Origin of the sequence: Rudaea sp. (assembly GCF_036383415.1) — a bacterium.
In the GTDB taxonomy this organism is placed as follows: domain Bacteria; phylum Pseudomonadota; class Gammaproteobacteria; order Xanthomonadales; family Rhodanobacteraceae; genus Rudaea.
Genome location: NZ_DASVOK010000445.1, coordinates 1 through 9,057, shown reverse-complemented (window position 1 = coordinate 9,057; position 9,057 = coordinate 1). Strand labels below are relative to the sequence as shown.

At 62.6% G+C, this 9,057-nt stretch carries 7 protein-coding genes; all 7 read left to right on the top strand.

All coding sequences use genetic code 11. The features are described from left to right. Positions 1 to 591, top strand: a 591-nt coding sequence (gene pilM / locus VF497_RS16105) for a type IV pilus assembly protein PilM (RefSeq protein WP_330890580.1), incomplete at its 5' end; no start/stop codon positions are given. After that, positions 591 to 1,232, top strand: a complete 642-nt coding sequence (locus VF497_RS16100) for a PilN domain-containing protein (RefSeq protein WP_330890578.1) — start codon at positions 591 to 593, stop codon at positions 1,230 to 1,232. The genes pilM and VF497_RS16100, both read left to right, overlap by 1 nt. Continuing rightward, positions 1,229 to 1,900, top strand: a complete 672-nt coding sequence (locus VF497_RS16095) for a type 4a pilus biogenesis protein PilO (protein ID WP_330890576.1) — start codon at positions 1,229 to 1,231, stop codon at positions 1,898 to 1,900. The genes VF497_RS16100 and VF497_RS16095 overlap by 4 nt, the downstream gene beginning before the upstream one ends. After that, positions 1,897 to 2,424, top strand: coding sequence for a pilus assembly protein PilP (locus VF497_RS16090; protein WP_330890574.1), 528 nt, complete (start codon positions 1,897 to 1,899; stop codon positions 2,422 to 2,424). The genes VF497_RS16095 and VF497_RS16090 overlap by 4 nt, the downstream gene beginning before the upstream one ends. Before the next feature lie 62 nt (positions 2,425 to 2,486). Then, entirely contained in the window at positions 2,487 to 4,706 is a 2,220-nt protein-coding gene (gene pilQ / locus VF497_RS16085) for a type IV pilus secretin PilQ (RefSeq protein WP_330890572.1), read from the top strand. 84 nt (positions 4,707 to 4,790) lie between these two features. Beyond that, the gene (locus tag VF497_RS16080; RefSeq protein ID WP_330890570.1) at positions 4,791 to 7,811 is read left to right on the top strand and encodes a hypothetical protein; all 3,021 of its coding nucleotides are present in this window, start codon (positions 4,791 to 4,793) and stop codon (positions 7,809 to 7,811) included. Positions 7,812 to 7,962: 151 nt separating this feature from the next. Next, positions 7,963 to 8,958 (top strand): MoxR family ATPase, encoded by a 996-nt coding sequence (locus VF497_RS16075; RefSeq protein WP_330890568.1) that lies wholly within the window; start codon positions 7,963 to 7,965, stop codon positions 8,956 to 8,958. Positions 8,959 to 9,057: the final 99 nt, after the last annotated feature.

Below are 9,057 nucleotides of genomic sequence, written 5' to 3'. Positions count from 1 at the left end.
CTTGCCGGACTGACCGCGAAGGTCATCGACGTCGAAGCGTTCGCGATGGAGAACGCGTGCAAGCTGATCGCCGATCAGCTCACCGTGCCGTCCGACGCCGTCGTCGCCGTCGTCGACATCGGCGCGACGATGACCACGCTGATCGTGCTGAAAAACCAGCGCACCATCTATTCGCGCGAGCAGGTATTCGGCGGCAAGCAACTCACCGAAGAGGTCATGCGGCGCTACGGCCTGTCGTACGAGGAGGCTGGTGCCGCGAAGCGTCAGGGCGGCCTGCCCGAATCCTACGAAGTCGAAGTACTCGAGCCGTTCAAGGAAGCGATCGTGCAGCAGATCAGCCGACTGCTGCAGTTCTTCTACGCCGGCAGCGACTACACGCGGGTGGATCAGATCGTGCTTGCCGGCGGTTGCGCGCTCGTGCCCGATATCGGCGCGAAGATCCTGCAACAGCTCGATGTGCCCTGCATCATCGCCAACCCGCTCGCCAACATGTCGCTGTCGCCGCGCATGCAAAGCCAGGCGGCGACGCTCAGACAGGATGCGCCGATGCTGATGATCGCAGCGGGCCTGGCCATGCGGAGCTTCGACTGATGGCCAATATCAATCTACTTCCCTGGCGCGCGGAGCGGCGCCGTCAGCGCGAGCGGGACTTCTATCTCATGCTCGCCGCCGCCGCCGTTTCGGCGGTGCTTGTCTGGCTCGTCTGGGGCTGGTGGATGAACCAACGCATTGATGACCAGGAAGGCCGCAACGGCTATCTGCGCAGCGAGATCCAGCAGCTCGAAGGCAAGCTGAAGGAGATCAAGGATCTGGAGACGACCAAGGCCAAGTTGCTCGCGCGCAAGCAAATCATCGAGCAATTGCAGGCGAGCCGCTCGCAGATGGTCCACCTGTTCGACGATCTGGTCAGGACGATACCTGACGGTGTTCGTCTGTCTTCGATCAAGCAGACTGGTGACCAGCTCGCGCTCGAAGGCGTGGCCCAGGCCAACGGCGATGTCGCCAACTACATGCGTAATCTCGATGCGTCCACCTGGATGCAGCGCTCGGATCTGAAGAAGACCGAAATCAAGGGCAGCGACAAACGCAACCGCTACGAATTTGGCCTTTCGGTCAAGTTGCGTTCGGCGGAGCAGCAACCGAGCGCTGCCGAGCCGGACAAGGCGCCGGCCAAGCCGGATGCGCCGCCGACACCCAAGCCCGCTACCGCGCCGGCGGGGAGGGCGCCATGAAGTTTTCCGATCTGCGCAATCTGGATCGCAACAACGTTGGCGCTTGGCCGGACTGGGTCAAGTATGCGGCTTGCATCCTCGTCTTCGTGATCCTGTTGGGCCTCGGTTGGTGGTGGTCGATCAGCGACCAGTCGGAAACGCTGGTGCAGAAGCAGAAGCAGGAAATTGATCTCAAGAAGGATTTCCACGACAAGCAGCTCAAGGTCGTCAACCTCGAGAGACTGAAGACGCAACTCGACGACATGCGCGAGATCCTGCGCCAGTTGTTGCGTCAACTGCCGAGCAAGACGGAAATGCCGGAACTGCTGGTCGACGTGTCGCAAGCGGCGTTGTCGGCAGGGTTGGAAACGCAACTGTTCGAACCCGGACCGGAAGCGATTCAGGAAGGCTTCTACGCGGAAAAGCCGATCAAGCTGCGCATGCTTGGCAACTATCACCAGTTCGGAACGTTCATCAGCGAGGTCGCAAGGTTGCCGCGAGTCGTCATCCTGACGATGCACGACGTTTCGCTGAAGCCGTCCGCACCCGCTTCGGGCAAGGCACCGAGTCAGCTCACGCTTGAGGGCACGGTGAAGACCTACCGTTACGTCGATGAGGACGAGGCCGATGCGGCCGCGCCGAAGAAGCCGGGGGCGCCGAATGCGCCGGCGGCAAAGGCGGGCAAATGAGCGCGGAATCGAAGCAAACCATGTTGCGCTGTGGCCTGCTCATCGTCGTGCTGTTGCTCGGCGGCTGCCTGAAGGGTAATGACGATCTGCGCAAATGGGTTGCGGACGAGAAGAACCTGCCGGGCGGCCCGTTGCCGCCGCTGCCCGTGCTCAAGACCTTCGAGACATTCGAATACAAGGCGCAGGCGCAGCGCGACCCGTTCGCGCCCAGCCTCGCCGAACAGAAGGCCGAGGAAGCAGAAAAGAGCTCCGTACCCGATCCGCATCCGAAGGAGAAGCTCGAGGAATTCGCGCTCGACAGCCTGAAGATGGTGGGCACCATCAATACTGGTCCGGCCATGGTCGCACTGATCCGTGATCCGGAAGGGACGGTGTCGCGCGTCAAGCCGGGTAATTATCTTGGTCAGAACAACGGCAAGATCAGGGCGGTCCACGCGGACAGCCTGGAACTGGTCGAATTGGTGAGCAACGGCAACGGTGGCTGGATGGAGCGGCCGGCGTCGATCGAAATCAGTACGAAATGACGCGCCAAGTTGCGGTTGGCGTGGTGAAGTTTGGCGAAACGAACATCGGATCGGGGAATACCATGAAGTGGACCATCGCGGGCGCAATCCGGCGGACCGCCGCGCAACGATTCGGCGCAGCACTCGGCGTGCTGCTGGCCTCGTTCATCGCCGTTCCGGCGGCGCATGCCGAGAACGTGCTGCAGGATGTCAGCTATGCCCCCCTGACAGGCGGGCGCGTGCAGGTCACGCTCAAGCTGGCCAATCCGGCGTCGGGAGTGCGCGCTTTCACCACGGAAACGCCGCCGCGCATCGCACTCGACATGCCTGATACGCGCTCGACCGCGAGCCAGCGGCATATCGAAGTCGGCAGCGGCGCGGCCAGCGCGATCAACGTTGCCGAAGCGGCCGGACGCACACGCGTGGTGGTCGATCTGTATCGTGTTTCCACCTACGAGACGCATGCCGATGGCAACAACTTCGTTCTGATCGTCAACAATGGCAATGCCGCCAATGCCGCCGCGGTGATCGCGGCAGGTGACCAGACCAAGGCCGTCGGCGCTGCGGCGCAGGAGGTCTCCAACATCGATTTCCGCCGCGGCAAGAACGGCGAGGGCCGCATCCTCATCACCTTCTCCGGCGAAGGTGCCAGCGCCGACCTGAAGCGCCAGGGCGACAAGATTTCGCTCGATATCTACAACGCACGCTTGCCCGCGCAGCTCGCCCAGCGCCTGGACGTGCTCGATTTCGCCACCCCGGTGCAATTCATCGAGACGCGCAGCAAGGGTGGCGGCGCGCACATGGATATCACCGCCAAGGCGCCGTTCGAGCAGCTTGCCTATCAGACCGGCAACCAGTACATCGTCGAGATTGCGCCGGCCAAGGAAAAGGAAAAGAGGGACCCGAACGCACCGCCGGTGTATTCCGGCAAGCGCGTCACCTTCGATTTCCAGGACATTCCCACGCGTGCCGTGCTGCAGCTGATCGCCCAGGAATCCGAACTCAACATCGTCGTCGCCGACAGCGTCACCGGCAACGTGACCCTGCGCCTCAACAACGTGCCGTGGGACCAGGCGCTCGATATCGTGCTGCAGTCCAAGGGGCTCGACAAGCGGCGCAACGGCAACGTGGTCTGGGTTGCGCCGCAGAAGGAAATCGCGGACCGCGAACAGGCGATTGCCGACGCCAAGCTCAAGCTCGAGCAGGTGAGCGAGACGGTCACCGAATTCATCCCGATCAGCTATGGCCAAGCCAAGGACATTGCAGATTTGCTGACACAGAAATCCAAGCAGGGTACGGGTAGTAGCAGTGGTCAGGCGAACACGAGCGGCTTCCTTTCCGATCGCGGTCGCGTGTCTGCGGACGAGCGTACCAACACCCTGCTTGTTGTCGACACGCCTGACAAGGTCCGTGCGATACGCGAGCTCGTGGTCAAACTCGACAAGCCGGTGCAGCAGGTGTTGATCGAAGCACGCGTAGTCGTCGCTGCTGACAATTTCGCGCGCGAACTCGGCGCTAAGTTCGGCATCAGCGGTGCGACCACGATCGGTAGTAACGATATCGCTACGACTGGCACCATTGCGGGTGCGCAGAGCATGACGAACCAGGCGCTAGGCAATCGTCTGAACGGTGGGTCGACGATATTGCCGCCTGGCGTTACATCGAGCGGAGGCACTGATACGAGCAGTATTGGCAATCGGCTCAATGTCAATTTGCCGGCGACCGACACCAAGGCCGGCAGTATTGGCTTGTCCGTGCTGGGTGCAAACGTGCTGCTCGACCTGGAATTGTCGGCTGGCCAGACCGAGGGTCGCAGCGAATTGATTTCGAGCCCGCGCGTCGTCACGGCGAACCAGAAGGAAGCGAACATCACCCAAGGTCAGGATATTCCTTATTCGACGATCACCTCGGCTGGTGGCGGTGGTGCTGCGTTGCCGACGGTGGCGTTCAAGGAAGCGGCGCTCGCTCTCAAGGTGACGCCGAACATCACCGCCGATGGCCGTGTGTTCCTCGTTGTAGACGTGAAGAAGGACGCGCTGTCCGGCTACTATACGAATCAGACTGGCTCTTATCCGATCATCGACAAGCGCGAGATGACCACTTCGGTGCTGGTCGACAACGGTCAGACCGTGGTGCTCGGCGGCGTCTACGAATTCGACAAGCAGGACAGCGTGACGAAGGTCCCCTTCTTGGGCGATCTTCCCGGACTCGGCGCTTTCTTCCGCAACGTTAAGAAGTCGAACCAGAAGGCAGAGCTGTTGATTTTCATCACGCCGAAGATTCTCGACGAAAACCTGAGATAACCACCCAGATTTTCTCCTGATCCAGTTTCACCAGTAGTCATCCTCTTTTCCAGTCAGTAGTTTCAAGCAGTACCGGAGTTCAACATGAAGACGCCGATTCGATTCCTAGCGATGCTGTTCGGGTTGCTGTTTCTCGTCGCAGGCCAGGGTCAGGCGTTCGCCTGCTCGTTCTGTGCACCATCGGCGGACACCGTGAATGTCGCCGTATCGGCTTCCTCGATCGGCACGAATTCAACCGCTACGCTGACCGTGACGGTCACGCGGCGCAACGGTACCCCCGAAACGGACGGTACGGTCATCAGCGCGACGGTATCGCCGCCGACGATCGGCGCCATCGCCGGCGTCGGCGCGAGCGGTACCGCCAGTGGCAGCACGAGTCCGCTCGTCGGAGGCGTCGCCTCGTTCGTCTTCATCGCCGGCAACACACCGGGTACGGCGACGGTCACGGTTTCGCTGCCGCCGGCCAACGGCTATCCGAACACCGTTATCTCCAAAGTTCCGATCACGGTGGTCCAAGGCGACGGCAACAATCCGAGTCTGAAGATTTCCCCGTCGTCGGTAACGCTGCCACAGAACCTCGTCGGTGCAGGCCCGTATTTCGGCTCGCCCTACATGGCAGAACTCAAGGTCGAATGGCGTGGCCTGATCACCGGACAATTGCTCAACGGCACGATCAGCGTCGCCACCTCGCCGGTGGGCTCGATCGCATTTTCGATGCTCGACGATCCTTCGACGCCGTGGACCGGCGAAACCAAGACTCCGCAAACCGCGGAGGGCAACGAGTTCCTCACCGAGCTCGGCAGCGGCCCGGTGAAGGTCACAGCCGGCATCGCCACGATCTTCGTCCACTCTCAGGCGACGACCGGTCCGGCGACGTTGACGATCACCGCGGTTGATCCGGAGACGAACCGCACGATTTCCTCGCAGCTCAACGTGACGGTGGTAACCCCGCCTGGTGCCAATCTACCGACAGCGCTCACCTTGTCGCAGGCGGCAGGTGGTGTCTACGTCAAGGATTCGAATGGACCGCAGAGCAAGCTCATTACTGCGACGGTAACCAACATCTACGGCACGCCTGCGATTCCCAATCCGGGCGTCGACAACATTCGCTTCGACATCGTCGGGCCGAGCGGCACCGATGCACAACTGTTCGGCCTCAGCAACAGCGGCTGGCCGCAAATCGGTTCCTCGGTGCTGACCACCACCGGCGCTGGCGGCGCCAGCGTCTACCTGTTCGCCGGACACACGCAGGGCCCGGTGCAGATCCGTGCGACAGTCGACGCCTACGACGGCGACGCCGGCAACGGCGTCACGAATCCGATCACGGCGACAATGACCGTGGTCGTCTCCGACGGTCAGTTGTACAGCCTCACGATCACCTCGCCGATGGTCAATGCGATCGCGGTCAACGGCGTCACGTCGTCGACATCCACCAGCGGCGGGACGACGACCACGAACCCGGACGCAACTTACAGCCTCACGGTGAGCGCGATCGGTACGGACCGCCAAGGCAATCCGGTTCTTCCGGGCACCGAGATTCGCTTCGGCCTGATCGACACGCCACAGGCACCGGATTTCACTTCGACCTGCAATGGATTAGGTGCGTTCCAGATCTGCGGATCCCAGGGTAGCCCGTCGCCCGGCGCGGTGTTCTTCAGCTCGCCTGACGGTCAGTTCAAGACCGCGGGCGGTGGCGCAGGCCCGGGCGATACGCTGGTCGTGTTCGGCAAGCAGTGGCACGGCGTACCCGACGGCAACGACGATCTCGAGAGCGCGCTGCCGATTACCAGTATCGCCAGCGACACGCAGCTGTTCACGCTGTTCCCGTTCAACCGCAACGACACGACCGGCAGCAAGACGCTCGCGGATCCGCTGCCCTACGTGATCGGCCGTGCCACGATCGGCAACATCAATTCGCCGGTGACGACCGACAGCTCCGGCGCGGCGACGGTGACCGGCACGGCGACGACGAAGCTCAACTATCCTTCGTCCAAGCTCAATCGTGGCGTCGTCATCTGGGCCCAGGGCACGGGTCCGGATACGGCGTTCAAGGACGGCAACGGCAACCCGACCACGCGCCTCGTCACAGATGCGATCTTGACCACGTATCCGGCGGTGGCGGACCTGATCGTCAGCGCGAGCCCGAGTCCGATTCCGGGCAACACGACGGTGGATGTGAATGTGTGCGTTACCGACGCACTGCACGTGCCGGTCCCCGGCCTGCGCTTCAACTTCAGCTTCAGCAATCTCGGTGTCGGCTCCGGTACGGTCGACGGCACGACAGGTTCAGGTTGGACACACAATGCCACCGGCGCAGATGGCTGCGTCATCGCCAGCGTTTTCACGCAGGGCATTGCGGGCACGTCCAGCGGTGGCGGCAGCGGCGGTGGCTCGTCGGGCACGCCGACAGTAACCTTCGTCGCCGCCGGTTACAGCGCCGGCAGCAAGGCTTCCGTGGCGATTCCGATCACGGCCAGCGGCGACCTTATCCTCAAAGCGAAGCCTTCCGCGCTCCCTGGCACTGGAGGCCCAGTTACCTTGACCTTGCTCTCGGGCAACGGCGCGGTCGTCCCAGGTGTGCAGTTGACCGTCCAGGGTTGTACGGGCAACACCGTGGGAGTGACGTCCGGTCCCGGCGTGACGGGTGCAGATGGCAGTACCCAAGCGATTATCACGGCGAATCTGGACAGCGATAGCGCCAGCACTCCCCCTGGCAGCGGCAGTTGCACCTTCACGACCGCGACGGGCTCGCCGACCGCTACCGTGAATCTCCAGGGTGCATGTCTGAACAGCGCAGGTTGCTCTTCGAGCGGATCACCCGGTTCGGGAAATTCTCTTACGGTCACAGTAATCACTGGGCCCGCGACGAGCAACGCCACGGTTACGTGGACGGGCTCCCCGTTGTCGCCTCCGCCGGCATGCTCGGTCAACAGCGTCAACGGCACGCAAACCTGCGGGCCATGGGCGATCGCGACGACGGTGACTCAAACCATGGTGGCTACCTCAACCGCGGGTGTCACGTGGTCGAATGGCTGTAGCGGCTCCGGGACGTCGGCAACGGTTCCGATTTCCGGTGCATCCACCTGTACCGCCACATTCCCTTGACCTTGAATCAAGGCTTCTGAGAAAAGGGCTGCTCGATGCAGCCCTTTTTTATTCTCCAAGAATTGGCATCGAGGGAGGGTTTCAGGGAAACCTTTGGCACGGTCGCGCTGTCCGAGGACGCGATATATTCGCCGCTCCTCAAGATTCCGACATGGACATGCCCGACAACTCCACGACCCCGACCCTCACCGCGGCCTTCCACAGACTGCGCGACGAACTCTCGGCCTGTATCATCGGCCAGAGCGCGCTCGTCGATCGCCTTCTGATCGCGCTGCTCGCCGACGGCCATTTGCTCGTCGAAGGCGCGCCGGGTCTCGCCAAGACGCTCGCGGTCAAGGAACTCGCCGCGCGCATCGAAGGCGATTTCCATCGCATCCAGTTCACCCCAGACCTACTGCCGGCAGACCTGACCGGTACCGAGATCTATCGCCCGCAGACCGCGAGCTTCGAATTCCAGAAGGGCCCGATCTTCCACAACCTGCTGCTCGCCGACGAGGTCAACCGCGCGCCGGCCAAGGTGCAGTCGGCGCTGCTCGAGGCGATGGGCGAGCGCCAGGTAACGGTGGGGCGCACCACGTATCCGCTTCCGCCGCTGTTCCTCGTCATGGCGACGCAGAACCCGATCGAGCAGGAAGGCACGTATCCGCTGCCCGAAGCGCAGCTCGACCGTTTCCTCATGCACGTACGCATCGGCTATCCCGACGGCGCTTCCGAGGCGGCGATCCTCAAGCTCGCGCGTGAGCGCGCACGCGAGACGCTGCGCGAAACGATCGTGCCGCAGCGTCTGCTTTCGCAAGCGCAGATTTTTTCCGCCCGTGCCGAAGTTCTGAACCTGCACCTCGCGCCCGCGCTCGAGGAATACATCGTCCAGCTCGTGCTCGGCTCGCGCACACCGAAAGCCTACGGCAGCGACCTGTCGCGCTGGATCGCCTACGGCGCCAGCCCGCGCGGCACGATCGCGCTCGACCGTTGTGCGCGCGCTCACGCCTGGCTCGCCGGCCGCGACTTCGTTTCGCCCGAGGACGTGCACACGGTCGCCACCGATGTGCTGCGCCATCGCATCCTGCTGAGTTACGAGGCCGAGGCCGAGGGCGTGACGCCGGAACGCGTCGTTTCCGCGCTGCTCGACAGAGTTCCGTTGCCCTGACCAATCCGTCATTCCCGCGAAAGCGGGAATCCAGCTCTCGTCTGTGACGCCGTTCGGCGCGCGGAAAGCATTGAAAGAAAAACTGGATTCCCGGCTAAG